10 protein-coding genes are annotated in these 13,999 nt (G+C 58.7%); 8 read left to right on the top strand and 2 right to left on the bottom strand.

Translation table 11 applies throughout. From position 1 onward, the window contains the following. Positions 1 to 385 precede the first annotated feature (385 nt). The 5 genes from gpmI to ACQY5R_RS07405 are packed head-to-tail and all read left to right on the top strand — an operon-like array spanning position 386 to position 5,904. A complete protein-coding gene (gene gpmI / locus ACQY5R_RS07425; RefSeq protein WP_428606434.1) occupies positions 386 to 1,951 on the top strand; it encodes a 2,3-bisphosphoglycerate-independent phosphoglycerate mutase in 1,566 nt (521 codons plus the stop codon). Positions 1,952 to 1,962: 11 nt separating this feature from the next. Next, a complete protein-coding gene (locus tag ACQY5R_RS07420; RefSeq protein WP_428606432.1) occupies positions 1,963 to 3,234 on the top strand; it encodes a murein hydrolase activator EnvC family protein in 1,272 nt (423 codons plus the stop codon). A 33-nt stretch (positions 3,235 to 3,267) separates the two neighbouring features. Continuing rightward, entirely contained in the window at positions 3,268 to 4,590 is a 1,323-nt protein-coding gene (locus tag ACQY5R_RS07415; protein ID WP_428606429.1) for a S41 family peptidase, read from the top strand. Between the two features lies 1 nt (position 4,591). Then, the gene (locus ACQY5R_RS07410) at positions 4,592 to 5,410 is read left to right on the top strand and encodes a divergent polysaccharide deacetylase family protein (protein ID WP_428606427.1); all 819 of its coding nucleotides are present in this window, start codon (positions 4,592 to 4,594) and stop codon (positions 5,408 to 5,410) included. Next, positions 5,356 to 5,904: a DJ-1 family glyoxalase III gene (locus ACQY5R_RS07405; RefSeq protein ID WP_428606425.1), complete on the top strand. Its 549-nt coding sequence runs from the start codon at positions 5,356 to 5,358 to the stop codon at positions 5,902 to 5,904. The genes ACQY5R_RS07410 and ACQY5R_RS07405 overlap by 55 nt, the downstream gene beginning before the upstream one ends. Positions 5,905 to 5,924: 20 nt before the next feature. Here the strand turns inward: ACQY5R_RS07405 and ACQY5R_RS07400 are convergent, their stop codons facing one another. Beyond that, the gene (locus ACQY5R_RS07400; protein ID WP_428606422.1) at positions 5,925 to 7,049 is read right to left on the bottom strand and encodes a 6-phosphofructokinase; all 1,125 of its coding nucleotides are present in this window, start codon (positions 7,047 to 7,049) and stop codon (positions 5,925 to 5,927) included. Positions 7,050 to 7,164: 115 nt separating this feature from the next. Here ACQY5R_RS07400 and ACQY5R_RS07395 point away from each other — a divergent pair, with 115 nt between their 5' ends. Next, entirely contained in the window at positions 7,165 to 8,625 is a 1,461-nt protein-coding gene (locus ACQY5R_RS07395) for a formylglycine-generating enzyme family protein (RefSeq protein ID WP_428606420.1), read from the top strand. An 8-nt stretch (positions 8,626 to 8,633) separates the two neighbouring features. Here the strand turns inward: ACQY5R_RS07395 and ACQY5R_RS07390 are convergent, their stop codons facing one another. After that, entirely contained in the window at positions 8,634 to 9,728 is a 1,095-nt protein-coding gene (locus ACQY5R_RS07390; protein ID WP_428606419.1) for a mechanosensitive ion channel family protein, read from the bottom strand. Between the two features lie 161 nt (positions 9,729 to 9,889). Here ACQY5R_RS07390 and ACQY5R_RS07385 point away from each other — a divergent pair, with 161 nt between their 5' ends. Then, positions 9,890 to 12,610 carry a DUF2339 domain-containing protein gene (locus tag ACQY5R_RS07385; protein ID WP_428606417.1) on the top strand — a complete coding sequence of 907 codons (2,721 nt, stop codon included), beginning with the start codon at positions 9,890 to 9,892 and terminating at the stop codon, positions 12,608 to 12,610. Next, a complete protein-coding gene (locus ACQY5R_RS07380) occupies positions 12,607 to 13,983 on the top strand; it encodes a DUF3999 domain-containing protein (protein WP_428606414.1) in 1,377 nt (458 codons plus the stop codon). The genes ACQY5R_RS07385 and ACQY5R_RS07380 overlap by 4 nt, the downstream gene beginning before the upstream one ends. Positions 13,984 to 13,999: the final 16 nt, after the last annotated feature.

The following is a 13,999-nucleotide window of genomic DNA, read 5'->3' as shown; positions in this document are numbered from 1 at the left end:
CACGGGGACCTTGGGGCTTCCAAATTTATGTTCCATACACGGGGCCTTGGTTAGTACAACGGTAATGACACTGTCTACAAACGTTGAATATCAGATATATAGGGTTAAGCGTAACAACAGGGGCTGAAACCCCACTACAGCCTATCTCCGGTACTGCTGACAACCTACTGAAACGCAACGACTCTTTATAAAAAAACAATAATAAACTGTTTTACGCAAATTTATCCTGTTTTTCAATCGGGATAAATACCTTACCCCTAACAATTGCCTGGTTATATTCTCAGCCAGTTAATGTTGAAGTGGCCAAAATGGTGTAATATCGCGGTTTTTTCAATGAGTTAGCCCAGATTCGAGGCGGACCATTCAAACGGAGTCGGAAACGGACATGTCTTTCAGAGCGAAACCTGCAGTGCTGCTGATCATGGATGGCTGGGGATACAGTGAAGAGGTGCAATCCAATGCCATCATGGCGGCCCGGACACCGGTATGGGATCGACTCTGGGAAAGCTGTCCTCACACCCTGATCAGTACGTCCGGTGCGGAAGTGGGATTGCCGGACGGGCAGATGGGCAACTCCGAGGTCGGGCACCTTAACCTCGGCGCCGGCCGGGTGGTCTACCAGGAGTTTACCCGTGTCAGCCGTTCGGTTCGTACCGGCTCCTTCTTTACCAACCGCACCCTGGTGGATGCGGTTGATCGGGCGATTGGTGACGATAAGGCGGTGCATATCTTCGGGCTCCTCTCCCCGGGTGGGGTACACAGCCATGAAGAGCACATTCACGCCATGGCGAGGTTAGCGGTGCAGCGCGGGGCTTCCCGGGTCTATGTGCACGCCTTCCTCGATGGGCGGGATATGCCGCCAAAGAGTGCGGCCGCTTCCATCCAAGCGATGAATCGGGTGTTTGCGGAATTGGGTCAGGGGCGCATCGCCTCCATCGTTGGCCGTTTCTACGCCATGGACCGGGATAATCGCTGGGATCGGGTGCAGCAAGCCTACGACATGTTGGTGCAGGGGCAGGGTGAATATACTGCTGTGGATGCGGAACAGGCGCTGCAGCAAGCCTACGATCGTGGCGAAACCGATGAGTTCGTCAAGACTACCTGTATCGCGCCGCCCGGTGAGCGGGCGGTCACCATCGAAGACGGTGATGCGGTACTGTTTATGAATTACCGTTCTGATCGGGCGCGGCAACTGACTCGGGCCTTTATCGACCCCGATTTTAGCGGGTTTGTCCGCGCACGCGTTCCCCACCTCAGCAGTTTTGTCAGCTTGACCGAGTACAGCAAGGAGTTCGATATTCCCGTGGCTTTTCCGCCTGAGCGGCTGGAAAATGTGTTTGGCGAATATATTGCCAAACTTGGATTACGCCAATTGCGCCTGGCAGAAACGGAAAAATATGCCCATGTCACGTTCTTCTTTAATGGTGGACGTGAAGAGGTGTTTGAAGGCGAGGATCGGATTCTGATCCCCTCACCGAAAGTAAACACCTATGATCTGAAACCGGAAATGAGCGCCCCGGAAGTGACCGATGCCCTGGTCAATGCGATCAAAAGCGGCAAATATGACGCCATCATCTGCAACTATGCCAACTCCGATATGGTCGGGCATACCGGTAAATTTGATGCGGCGGTGGCGGCCATTGAAGCCTTGGACCACTGTCTGGGCCGGGTAGCGGAGGCGCTCCGAGACGTGGGTGGCGAAATGTTGGTGACCGCCGATCATGGCAACGCCGAGCAGATGGAGGATGTGGAGAATGATCAACCTCACACTGCCCACACGCAAAATCCGGTACCCTTGCTTTACCTGGGCCGTCCAGCCCGGCTGGATCAGCATGGCGCCCTGTGTGATATCGCCCCGACCCTGCTGACCTTGATGGGATTGGCGATTCCCTCGGAAATGCAGGGGCACAATCTGCTGGACATGATAGATCAGGATGAAAAGAGCGCTTGATAGAAAGGCCGATGGCCCCTGACCCTCGCCGGTTGAAGGCTGCCGCTTTGGTGTTGATGATGGTGCCCGGATGGCTGCCGGCGGCGATCGATGAGGCATCAGTCAGCAGTCGGGAAGGGGAGCTGAAACAACTTCAAGGTGAAATCTCCAATCTGCAGAACCAACTCAGTGGTCGGGAGCGTGAGCGTCAGGCACTGCAGGAGCAGCTACGCAGCGCCGAATTGCAGATAGGCAAGACCGCCCGCCACCTGCGAGTGCTGGCTACCAGCCTGGAGCGCCAGCGACTGCGCCTGAAACAGTTGGAGCGCGATCGCATCGGGCAGCATCAGGCGCTGGAACGCCAGCAAGAGGCATTGAAACAGCAGCTGCGATCCGCCTACGCCATGGGTCGCCAGGAGCGGCTGAAGATTTTGCTCAATCAACAGGATCCGGCAGTCGTGAGCCGCATGTTGGTCTACTACGATTATTTCAACCGTTCCCGTGCCGAACAGATCAGGCAGCTTGGCCAGGCCCTGGCAGCGCTGCAGGAGACCGAAGCGGCAATACGCCTGGAGAGTGACCGGATGCGTGAGACCCAGGCGCACACACTGGAACAGCGGCGTTCCCTGGACCGGGAGCAGGAGAAACGGCAGCAGGTGTTGGCGATGCTGGACAAGGATATCGAAGTCAAGGGAGAGCGACTGCAGGGCTACAAGCGGGATGAACAGCAGTTGCAAAGTCTGGTCAAAAAGTTGCAGATGGAGTTGATCAATCTGCCGCTCGAAACGGAACAGCACAAGCCCTTCAAACAACTGAAGGGGCATCTTAAATGGCCCACGCGCGGAAGGCTGACGGCGCGATTCGGCCAATCCCGGGCCGGCAATCTGAATTGGGACGGGGTGGTGATCGCCGCCAAAGAGGGTGCGGATGTGCGCGCGGTACATCATGGTCGCGTTGCCTTTGCTGACTGGCTACGGGGCTTTGGTTTGCTGTTGATCATCGATCACGGTGACGGCTACATGAGTTTGTATGGTAATAATCAGAGCCTGTTCAAAGAGGCCGGTGACTGGGTCGAACCGGGTGAACCGATCGCCCTGGTGGGTAACAGTGGTGGACAGACCAATCCGGGGGTATATTTTGGTATTCGTTACCAGGGTCGACCGGTCAATCCGAAACGGTGGTGTGAAGCCACGCGTGGCAACAAGGTGGGCATGCAGGTGCGCCCAACAGGCAATGAAGCGGTGCAACGGATCGCCTTGCACCTAACGGATTCCAGGTCCAGCATAACCGTGTTGGAACCGTAATCTTGACCGATAATTGAAGCAGAGAAGCAAGGTATGAAAAGACGATTTAGCTTGGTGCGTTCGCTGACCCTGGGATTGATCTCAGGCACTCTGCTTATCCTGAGTCCCACCCTGTTTGCAGAGGAGCCGTCCCAACCACTGCCGATGCAGGAGTTGCGCGCCTTTGCGGAGATATTCGGCCGCATCAAAGAGAACTATGTTGAGCCGGTGGATGACAAGACGTTGCTGGAATATGCCATCCGCGGCATGCTCAGCGGCCTCGATCCGCACTCATCCTATTTGAATGAAGAAGAGTTTGCCGACCTCCAGGCCGGCACCAGTGGGGAGTTTGGCGGCCTGGGTATTGAAGTGGGATTGGAGGATGGCTTTGTGAAAGTCATTTCACCGATCGACGATACGCCGGCTCAGCGGGCCGGTGTCAAGGCGGGCGACTTGATCATTCGACTGGATGAAAAGCCGGTAAAGGGCATGAGCCTGGAAGAGGCGGTCGGTCTGATGCGCGGCAAACCGGGCACTGAGGTGGTATTGACCATCGCCCGTGAGGGTGAAGAGAAACCGCTCCAGATCACGGTGGTGCGGGATATTATCAAGGTGGCCAGCGTTAAAGGGAGGATGCTGGAAGAGGGCTTTGCCTATATCCGCTTGTCCCATTTCCAGGCCCGTACCACGGATGACATGTTGAAAAAGATCAGCCAGCTGAAGGCGGAGTCGAAGGACGGAATCAAAGGATTGGTGCTGGATCTGCGTAATAATCCCGGCGGCATTCTTAACGGGGCGGTAGCGATCAGTGATGCCTTCCTCACCGAAGGGATCGTGGTTTACACCCAGGGTCGTAGCGAAGAGTCCCGGCTCGATTTCAATGCCGCACCGGATGATGTGCTGGATGGTGCGCCCATGGTGGTACTGGTGAATGGCGGTTCCGCTTCCGCCTCGGAGATTGTGGCCGGTGCGCTACAGGATCATAAGCGGGCCATCATCATGGGTAGCCAGACGTTCGGAAAAGGGTCGGTCCAGACCATTATCCCGGTGAGTCGCACCGCCGCGGTGAAATTGACCACGGCGCGCTATTTTACCCCCTCCGGTCGTTCCATCCAGGGTGAGGGGATCAAACCGGATATCGAGCTTTCCGATGTCAAGGTGACGCGTAACGAGCCGGACCAGGCGACACGAATCAAAGAGGCCGATCTGGCGGGTCATTTGGATAAAGGAAAAGGCGAAGAAGCGGCGCCGAAGACCGATCCTGAAAAGCGCGCTCAACCGGCGTCGGCACAAGGGCCGGATATCGAAGAGGATTACCAGTTGAGCGAAGCCCTGAATTTGTTGAAAGGGATCAGCCTCTACAATAGCTGGAATTGAGATGAGCGGGGGAAAGCGGCATCGGTGGGTATTGCTGTTGCTGCTGATGGCTCTTTCCATGCCGCTCTGGTCAGCGGGGCGGCAACCGTCGCTGGTGATCACGGTTATTATCGATGATATGGGCAATCAAGCGGGTTGGGGTGAGGCGGCCTTGACCCTGCCCGGCGCCATGACCTACGCTTTTTTGCCGCATACGCCCCATGCCTCCCGTCTGGCACAGCAGGCCTATGCAACAGGTAAGGAGGTGATGTTGCATCTGCCGATGGAATCCCATGAGGGCAATCCGTTGGGACCGGGTGCGCTGACCTTGCATATGACAGAGATAGCATTCAAGCGAACACTGCAAGACGATCTGAATGCGGTGCCCCATGTCAGGGGGTTGAACAATCATATGGGCAGTCTCTTGACCCGGCATCCCGGTGCCATGGCTTGGCTGATGCAAGCTTTGCGCAGTCGCAACGATCTGTTTTTTATCGATAGTCGTACCGCCCTCGAGACGGTCGCACAGCAAATGGCGACTGAATATGGCGTGCCCAACGCCAATCGGGATGTTTTCCTGGATAACGATCGCACGCTGGAGGCTATCGACCGGCAGTTTGATCAGCTGATCAAGCGCGCGCGCCGCCAAGGCTATGCGATCGGCATCGGCCATCCCTACCCTGAAACCACCCAGGTACTTGCGCAACGGCTTCCCGAGCTGCGGTCATTGGGTATCAAGTTGATACCCGCTTCCGAAATGATTGAGTACCAAAGGAGTAGAACGCTATGGCACGTATCCTCGTCCCCCTCGCCCAAGGTTGCGAAGAGCTCGAAGCCGTAACCATCATCGACCTGTTAAGAAGAGCGGGTCAGGAAGTGATCAGTGCCGGACTGGCGCCGGGAGAGGTGACGGCGAGTCGCGGGGTGGTGCTACATCCCGACGTACTGCTGGATGACGTGCTGGACCAACCCTTCGATATGGTGGCGCTGCCGGGTGGTTTGCCGGGTGCCGACCACCTGGATCAAGATCCGCGGATAGCGGCGTTGCTGCAGCGTGTCGCGGCTGAGCAGGGCTACACCGCGGCGATCTGTGCGGCGCCCAAGGTGCTGGCCAGTGCCGGGTTGTTGAAAGGGCGACAGGCGACCGCTTATCCGGGGGTATTGGAGAAGATGCCTCACGCCGAGGTGACCTTGGCCAGTGCGTCGGTAGTCAGGGATGGCCGGATGATCACTTCCCGCGGTCCGGGCACCGCGATGGATTTTGCGCTGGAACTGATCGAAGTCCTGGCAGGCCGAGAGAAACGGGATGAAGTGGAAGCCGGGTTGGTTCGCTAGCGGTATGCCTGCACTGGCAGTCAATCTCCCAGGCTGGTGCCGACCCGCTTGGCACTGACGATCCAGGGATGATCCGGGGGCACGAGTTTTTTTCGGCCGGCCACCTCCTCCAACGCTACCGGGACGGCCGATTCACCGGCGGCGGCCACCATTACTCCGTACTGCTCCCGGGCCACCAGGTCGGCGCAGGCACTTCCCAATCGCGTGGCCAATAGCCGGTCCGCCGCTGACGGCGCACCACCGCGCTGTACATGGCCCAGTATGGTGACCCGGCTCTCCAGTCCGGTCAGGCGTTCCAACTGTTCGGAAAGCTGCACCGTATGATTTCCTAAGTGATCGGCCTCCAGTGAGGTGAGTTGCCGCTTGATTTTACGTTTCTCTTTTTTGTCCTGGGCATGGAGTTTTTGCTCTTCCAGGTGGCGGATCTGCGCAGCCTGTTCCAGCGAGCGAGCCCCTTCCGCTACGGCAACAATACTAAAGCTTTTGCCATGCACCACCCGCTGCCGTATGGCCTCGGCCACCCGCTGGGTGTCATAGGGGATCTCCGGCAGCAGGATCACGTCGGCACCGCCGGCAATACCGGCGCCCAGCGCCAGCCAACCGGCACGGTGCCCCATGATCTCCACCACGATGATACGGTGATGACTGTGAGCGGTACTGTGCAGGCGATCGATGGCCTCGGTGGCGATACCGAGGGCGGTGTCGAAACCAAAGGTGGTGTCGGTGCACACCACATCGTTATCGATGGTCTTGGGCAGGGTGATGATATTAAGCCCGTGCTGCTTCAAGTGCAGGGCGTTTTTCTGTGTACCCCCGCCGCCCAGGCAGATCAACACATCCAGCCGGTTTTCCCGGTAGCTGCGGATGATGGTCTCGGTCATATCGGTCGGTTTGCCATCCACCAGCATGCGATGGGGTTTGTCACGACTGGTGCCGAGGATGGTACCGCCCAGGGTGAGGATGCCGGAGAGGCGGTCGCCATCCAGGCGCATGGAGCGGTTTTCCATCAGGCCACGAAAGCCGTCACGGAAGCCGATCATCTGCATACCATAGTGGCCCTGGATGCTCTTGCCCACGCCGCGAATGGCGGCGTTAAGCCCCGGGCTATCCCCCCCGGCGGTCAAAATACCTACCCGCTTACTCATTATTATTATCCTGGATTAGTCAAATCGGTTTATGACAAGATAGCAAATAAAGTGCCGCAACAGCAGGCGCGGTCTCACCGGCTGGCACAGCATAATAAAAACCAAGGAGGTATGAATGTCCTTGCGATTTGTCACGCTAAGCAGTCTGCTGCTGATCTTATTTATGACGGCCAGCACCAGCTACGCCAATACCACGGGATATGATGTCGTTACGCTGAACAATGGCGATATCTACAATGGCACCGTGGCACAGCCCCGTTTCACCTTGAAGACAGATTATGGTGTGGTGGCCATCCCCTATGCGCGGATGGCGCGTCTGCTGCTGGGTGGTGACGGTGAACCGGATCGCATCACGACCCATTTTGGAGACCGCTTCAGCGGCGCGTTGCAGGAGCGCGAACTGACCGTACTGCGTGTGCTGGATCCGACTCTACCCGTTGCGGTGGAGGATATTCGCGAGATTCAATTTGCCCACCGTACCCTGCGGCCCAAGATACACCGAACGCCGGATATCGTTATTACACAGAATGGCGACAATTTTTCTGCGCGGGTGATATCGGAGGCGTTGATGATGGCCGGCAAAACCGGGATGAAATTGGCCCAGCCCGCAGATATTCAGCTGCTCGATGTGGTGTCGCTGAATGAGGGTGAGGATTATCTGGCGCAAATCACCGGCAATGACGGTGAGATCGTGCAGGGGCGGTTTGCGTTGCCTGCCGTTACGGTTGAAACCCGTTTCGGTAGCCGGTTGGAGATCCCCTTTACCCATCTCAGCCGTTTGGCACCACGGGTAAATCACTCCGGCAAGCGTTCCCGTTTTCTCTCGGTGCTACGGGTGAACCCGGCAGACCTGATTCAAGACGGCATGCGGGATGGGTCGCTGGGTCCCTACATGATTGCGCTGGGTGGCGGTAGTTTTTCCCGGGGAGATCTGCAGGGGGATGGCGATACGGACGAGCAGCCGCCGGTAAAGATCCATCTTGAGCCATTTGCCATTGGCATCTACGAAGTGACCTTTCGTGAATATGACCAGTTCTGCGATGAGACCGGACGCCGCAAACCGGATGATCAGGAGTGGGGGCGCGGCAGTCGACCGGTAGTCAATGTCTCCTGGGAGGATGCCAAGGCCTATACCGAGTGGCTGAGTCGCCGCACCGAGCAGCGTTATCGACTACCGACCGATGCCGAGTGGGAATACGCCGCCAGGGCGGGCACCCACAGCCGCTACTGGTGGGGCGATGACGCCAAGCCGTATCGCGCCAATTGTGCCGAATGCAGCAGTCTCTGGGATGGTGAAAAGAGTGCACCGGTGGGGCGGTTTCCACCCAATCCGTTTGGTTTGCACGATACGGCCGGTAATGTCTTTGAATGGGTGGAGGATTGTTGGATCGATAACTTCTCCGAGGTATCGGCGGATGGCAAACCCCCGTTACAGAACGAGTGCGGTAAACGGGTGATCCGCGGCGGTGCCTGGAGCTTCCCGGTGAAAGAGATACGTTCGGCCAACCGTTGGCGTGATTTCCCCACCCGCACCAGTGATGACACCGGTTTTCGTGTGGTGCGGGAGTTGGATTGACTGTGTCGTCAGTGGCTGGGCTCCTGCCAGGGAGTGTCGGGAAGCGATTTAATATAGAGATCCTGCTTGCTGTAGGGGATCTCGATCCCTTGCGCCATAAACCGTTTGTAAATGGCGCTGTTGAGCAGGTGGGTGACCCTACCGCGTAACTCCGGTTTCTCAACCCAGGCCATCAGGTCGACAATCAGACCGGAGTCACCGAAGCTGCGGAAGCGTACCCGCGGGGCCGGATCGGTGCAGACCTGCGGCTCCTCTTCACCGATGGTTTGTAATAGCGCGCACACTTGGTCTATATCGCTGCCGTAGGCTACGCTGACGCGGATCCGAATGCGGTATTTCTCATAGGGTCCGCCGGACTCATTAACCACCTTGCTGTTACCCATCACCGAATTGGGGATGGTCACTTCCACATCATCCCGGGTCAGCAGACGGGTACTGCGGATGCCGATATGGGTGACCATGCCGCGTACATTATTGTCGATGACCACGTAATCACCGATCTTGTAGGGCGAGTCGGCCAATATGAAGACACCCGAAAACAGATTGGCCAGGGTATCCTTGGCGGCAAAACCGATCGCGATACCGGCGATACCGGCCGAGGCCAGCCAGGCGGTCATGTCTACATCCCAGGCCTGGAAGATAAAATAGACTCCCAGCGCTATCACGATCACCGCCACCAGATTGGTAAACAGGGGTAGGGTCTGGGGCCGTACTAGGCTTGACGTGTCGCTGTGGCGGCTGACACTGATGAGTATCACGCGCGAGGCGCGCAGTGAGAACAGCATCCACCAGAACAGCAACAGGCTGAGAATGGCTGAACGGGTAAAGGTGAACAGGGATGGCGACAGCTCCGCTACCGTCGCAGCCAACAGCAACCCCAGCAGCACGACACTCCAGAACAGCGGACGATGCAGCAGGCTGATCAGTTGATCATCCAGTGTACTCTTGGTGTGGCCGGTCAGTTTACGAATGCCCCGATTCACCAGCAGGCTGACCAGTTTGGCGGCAAACAGCGATAACAGAATCACCACGGCGGCCTGCATGTAGGGTGATTGACCAAACAGGCCGATAATTGGCTTGAGTTGTTGCAGAAGGGTATCCATAGTTATGCATCCGTTTGCAAAGCGGGCCGTCAGCAGAAGTATTGCTGGGTAACACGCCCGGGGAACTACGGTACAACAGTTTCGGTAACTGTTCAGGAAAACCGAAAACCGGTACATGCTACGGTTCAGCGTAACAGGATTTTACCAAAAGGGGGGCGTTCATGGCTTATATCCTGGCAATATTGGGTGGTCTGATTTCCGTCGGAGCGTTAGGCCTGGAGGCCGGCCCGTTCGGCGCACTGATCGGCTACCTCCTGGGTGCCGTCATGAATCAGGGACGGCGGCTGGATCAGCTCTCCCGTGAACTGGAGCAACTCAGGTCGGGGCCGGTGCGGCCCGCCGTACAAGAGCCGCCAGCGGAGGCCGGCGAATCACTCGCCGCCGCCCGGCAGGCGCCAACCGCGTCACCCGAAGAGATCGATTTTGACCTGGAGCTGCCAGAGGAGCGCCTCGCTGTTCAAACAGTGGCGCGACCCGCTCCCCGGAGCCGGCGCACGACGCCGACGACCGGTGAGCGACAAACCGATCTGTTGCAGCGGCTGGGCAGCCTGATCAAGGGTTATTTCAGCGGAGGGAATCTGATTGTCCGGGTGGGCGTCATCGTGCTCTTTTTCGGCGTCGCCTTTCTGCTGAAATATGCCGCTGAGCACAGCCGGGTACCGATCGAGTTCCGCCTCATGGGCGTGGTGGTGGCCGGCATGGTGATGTTGGTGTTGGGGTGGCGGCTGCGTAGCCGTCGTACCCTATACGGATTGGCCCTGCAGGGCGGGGCGGTGGGACTGCTCTATTTGACGGTCTTCTCTGCCCTGCGCCTCTACAGCGTGGTACCGCCGCAGATCGCCTTCGCCCTGCTGCTGCTGTTTGTGGCCCTCAGCGCCCTGTTGGCACTGGTTCAAAACGCCAGCTCACTGGCCATTTTAGCCACCGCCGGGGGATTTCTGGCGCCGGTACTGACCTCTACCGGTGAAGGGAGTCATGTAGCCCTGTTCAGCTATTACCTGCTACTCAATGCCGGTGTCCTGGCGATCGCCTGGTTCAAGTCCTGGCGGCTGCTCAACCTGGTCGGCTTCCTGTTTACCTTCATCATCGGCTCACTCTGGGGTTACCAGTATTACCGGCCGGAATTCTTCACCAGCACCGAGCCCTTCCTGATCGCCTTTTTCCTGATGTACGTGGCAATTGCGGTGCTGTTTGCCATCAGGCAGCCTCCCAACCTGAAAGGGGTGGTGGATGGCACCTTGATCTTCGGGGTGCCCTTGGCGTCGGCCGCCCTGCAGGCGGCGTTGGTCAAGGATATGCCGTACGGTTTGGCCTTCAGCGCGGTCATCCTGGGCGGCTTTTATATCGCGCTGGCGGCCTTGCTGTTCAAGCGTGGCGGAACCACCTTGCGACTGCTGTCGGAGAGTTTGCTGGGTACCGGGGTGGTGTTTGCCACGCTGGCAATCCCGTTCGCCCTGGAGGGTCGACTCAGCTCCGCCTTCTGGGCACTGGAGGGGGCCGCCATGATCTGGATCGGTTTCCATCAGGGGCGCCGCCTACCGCGTCTGTTTGGCCTGGCGCTGCAGTTGTTAGCCGGGTTGCTCTATCTGGAAGACAACCACTGGTACGGGACCGGCGGTGAGTGGCCGCTGATCAACAGCACCTTTCTGGGGGCATTCTTGATCGCGCTGGCCGGTCTCTTTACCGCTTTCTATCTGGATCGCCAGGCGGATAAGCGGACGCGCTACGAAGACTGGGTGCCGCCGCTCTCTTTTATCTGGGGTACGATTTGGTGGCTGAGCGCCGGTATCAATGAGCTGGATCGCTTTGTCACCGGTCACAATGAGTGGGCCTGGCTGCTGGCGCTTTTGGCCTTCACGGCGGCTGTGGCGGAGTGGTTAAGGCGCCGCCTTGCCTGGAAGCGGCTCATACTGATCGATCTCGGACTGTTGCCGGCGCTGCTGTTGGTGGCACTGGCGCTCTGGCTGGACCAGTCCCATCCGCTGGTCGGTTTTGTCGCCCTGGGCTGGTTGTTGGCCTTTGTGGTCCAGTATGCCGTGCTGTATCGGCTGGACCAGGACAGCTTGGCGGTCCGCCCGCTCTGGCACGGGGGCAGCCTCTGGTTACTGGCTTTCCTTCTGGCCGATGAGGCGGCCTGGCGCCTGAACCAGGCGGTAGCCGGCAGTCATCTGTGGGAGATGATCCCCTGGGGTGCGGTTCCCGTGCTGTTGGGTCTGGGGCTGCTGAGTCTGGGGCAGCGGCTGGTTTGGCCGGTGCAACGGCATATTCGGGTGTACAACATCCAGGTGATGACACCATTGGCGGTCTATCTGCTGGGCTGGGCCATGTTGGCCAATGCGGTCAGCCCGGGTGACCCCTGGCCGATCGCTTACCTGCCGGTGCTCAATCCGCTGGACCTGACCATCCTCTCGGTGCTGTTGCTGCTGGTGAAGTGGTGGCAGCGGGTCGGCGACGGATTGGAACAGTGGGGGGTGCGGGCGGCGCACTACTTTTCCCTATTGGGTATCGCCCTGTTCCTCTGGTTCAACGGCATGGTGGTGCGCGCGGTACACCACTGGGGTGGGGTGCCGTTCGATGCCGATCTGCTACTTCGCTCGCAGGTGTTGCAGGCGGCGATTGCGGTGCTGTGGGCGACATTGGGGCTTGGCTGCATGCTGACGGGAACGCGAACCGGTCGCCGGTTACTCTGGTTGGTGGGCGCCGGATTGATGGGGTTGGTAGTGCTGAAGCTGTTCCTGGTGGATCTCTCCAATACCGGTACGGTGGCGCGTATCGTAGCGTTTATCGGCGTCGGGTTGCTGTTGTTGATCGTCGGTTACTTTTCGCCGGCGCCGCCACGGCTGGCCGGACAACCGCAGATGAGTCAAAAGGAGGAGCTATGAGGTTAGCCTGTCTGCTGTGGGTTTTGTTATGCGGTGGGGCCGTTGCGGCTGAGCCGAGGGAAGCCCTGGAGCAGGGGGATTTTGCCTGGGGCATCCGGCTTGAGCCGGAAGTCGCCAGTCCAATCTATCAACTGCCGCTGCCTCAGGCGGTGTATCAGGGAGTGACGCGAGCCGACCTGGGGGATCTGCAGCTCTTCAATGGGCGGGGCGAACGCTTACCCCACGAGTTGCAACTGCCGGCCAAGCGACTGCCCGGTCAGGAAAGCCTGCAGTCGATCGTTCTGTTCCCGCTGTATGGCACCCGGGCGGCCGATCTGCAACGCCTCTCGCTGCGAATTCGGCGCGAGAGTGCGGCAGGGGTGCTGACACTGGAACAGCAACAGATGCATCGTACCCAGGATGATGTGCTGCGGGGTTACCTGCTGCAGCTCTGGCAAGGGGAGCAGCGACCGGTTATCCGGCGTTTGACGCTGCACTGGCCTGAGCCGGCGCGCGGCTTTATGCAGCGGCTAAAACTGGAGCAGAGTGATGACTTGATCAGTTGGCGAGCGGTCGGCGGCGACCAGGTTATCGCCGATCTTGCCTACAGCGGTGAACGATTGGTCAAAGCGGATATCCGGTTGAATGGATCGCTTGATCGCTTTATCCGATTGGTACCCGATAAGGGTGAGATGGCGGTGGAGCTGGATGCGGTGGAGGCGGTGACGGTCGGCGACAGTCAGGAACGACCACAACAAGAGACGCCGATAACGACTCTGCGGCGCGATGAGCAGGCGGGCGTCTATCTGTTTGAACTGCCCGGGCGTCTGCCGGTCACTCGGGTCAACCTGATACCGGCGGAGTCGAACACCATCGTCCGGGCAACGCTCTACTCCCGGGCAACGGCGGAAGCGCCCTGGATACGTCGCAGTCAAGCCACCCTATACCGAATATTGATAGACGGGACCCAGTTGGATCAGACCGCGTTGGCGGTTGAACGGGTCAATGATCGTTTCTGGAAATTGGCTGTGGATACCTCTGGCGGCGGACTGGGTGAATCCCTTCCCAGGGTAAAAGTGAGCTGGATTCCCCACCTGTTGCGGTTTTCCGCCCGTGGAGAGGGGCCGTTCCTGCTGGCCTATGGCAGTGGATCGGCCGTGATGGATCGGCCGGGTTCGCTACTTCAGGGCTTCAGTGAGACGCAGCGGCGGCAGTGGGTGAGCGAACGGATCCGCGTTGGACAGCCGTTTGAGTTGGCCGGTACGGCCGCACTGACTCCGCAACGGATCTACGACTGGAAGCAGTGGTCGCTCTGGGGCGTGTTGATCCTTGCCACGCTGTTACTGGGTTGGATGGCCTGGATGACGCTGCGGCAGATGCAACAGCGCGACTGAGGGATCATCCGGGAGT

This window comes from Sedimenticola sp. (assembly GCF_050289425.1).
Taxonomy (GTDB): Bacteria; Pseudomonadota; Gammaproteobacteria; order Chromatiales; family Chromatiaceae; genus Sedimenticola.
This window is presented reverse-complemented; position numbering and strand designations above follow the sequence as displayed.

Excerpts from the sequence above, each read along its gene's own strand:
- gpmI (WP_428606434.1), top strand. The coding sequence starts at position 386 with ATGTCTTTCAGAGCGAAACCTGCAGTGCTGCTGATCATGGATGGCTGG.
- ACQY5R_RS07420 (WP_428606432.1), top strand. The coding sequence starts at position 1,963 with ATGGCCCCTGACCCTCGCCGGTTGAAGGCTGCCGCTTTGGTGTTGATG.
- ACQY5R_RS07415 (WP_428606429.1), top strand. The coding sequence starts at position 3,268 with ATGAAAAGACGATTTAGCTTGGTGCGTTCGCTGACCCTGGGATTGATC.
- ACQY5R_RS07410 (WP_428606427.1), top strand. The coding sequence starts at position 4,592 with ATGAGCGGGGGAAAGCGGCATCGGTGGGTATTGCTGTTGCTGCTGATG.
- ACQY5R_RS07405 (WP_428606425.1), top strand. The coding sequence starts at position 5,356 with ATGGCACGTATCCTCGTCCCCCTCGCCCAAGGTTGCGAAGAGCTCGAA.
- ACQY5R_RS07400 (WP_428606422.1), bottom strand. The coding sequence starts at position 7,049 with ATGAGTAAGCGGGTAGGTATTTTGACCGCCGGGGGGGATAGCCCGGGG.
- ACQY5R_RS07395 (WP_428606420.1), top strand. The coding sequence starts at position 7,165 with ATGTCCTTGCGATTTGTCACGCTAAGCAGTCTGCTGCTGATCTTATTT.
- ACQY5R_RS07390 (WP_428606419.1), bottom strand. The coding sequence starts at position 9,728 with ATGGATACCCTTCTGCAACAACTCAAGCCAATTATCGGCCTGTTTGGT.
- ACQY5R_RS07385 (WP_428606417.1), top strand. The coding sequence starts at position 9,890 with ATGGCTTATATCCTGGCAATATTGGGTGGTCTGATTTCCGTCGGAGCG.
- ACQY5R_RS07380 (WP_428606414.1), top strand. The coding sequence starts at position 12,607 with ATGAGGTTAGCCTGTCTGCTGTGGGTTTTGTTATGCGGTGGGGCCGTT.